At 51.6% G+C, this 808-nt stretch carries 1 protein-coding gene; it reads left to right on the forward strand.

Features of this window, described 5'->3' with window-relative positions; translation table 11 throughout:
* A partial coding sequence (locus A3766_RS26890) for an AAA family ATPase (protein ID WP_156509178.1) occupies positions 1-808 on the forward strand: 808 nt, incomplete at both ends.

The raw sequence follows: 808 nt of genomic DNA on the forward strand, positions 1-808 counted from the left end.
TATGATGCAGTCGATGAAGGGATGGATGTGTGGGCTTTCGTTCAGTCGGCACCGAGAACCATTGTTAAAGATGCTGAGCCGATAGCGCTGCATTCATTAGGGGAGTTGTTAGCCGATACCTCGCCGATGCCAGACGATTTGATTGCACCGAGGGTTTTAACGCCCGGCGGCATGATTGTATTTGGTGGTGCGCCTAAGGTGGGGAAAAGTGATTTTCTGTTGTCTTGGTTAACGCATATGGCGGCAGGCGTGCCCTTTCTTGAGCTCACGCCCTCAAGGCCATTGCGGGTGTTTTACTTGCAAGCCGAGGTTCAGTATCACTACTTGCGTGAGCGGATCCAGTCCATGGGTTTGCCAGAAGCAGTAAGTCGCCAAGCTGCCAATAACCTTTTGGTCACACCTCAGCTTCGTTTAGTGCTCAATGATCAGGGTGTTGAGCAAGTGATCGAGGCACTGCAGCGGGCTGCGTCTCAAGGTGGTGTCGACATTCTGGTAATTGACCCTATTCGCAATGTGTTCGACGGTGGCCCTGAAGGCAATAGCGAAAACGACAACAACGCGATGTTGTTTTTCTTGCGTGAGCGAGTTGAGCAATTGCGTGATGCGGTCAATCCCGATGCGGGAATCATCCTTGCTCACCACACCAAGAAAATCAGTAAAAAACAGGTCGAGGAAGATCCATTTCTAGCCTTGTCAGGTGCAGGCAGTTTGCGTGGTTACTACACCACCGGCATGTTGCTGTATCGACCTGATGAAATGCTGACGGATCGCACCTTGGTGTTCGAGCTGCGCAATGGACCTGGCTTAC

This window comes from Oleiphilus sp. HI0132 (genome assembly GCF_001635845.1).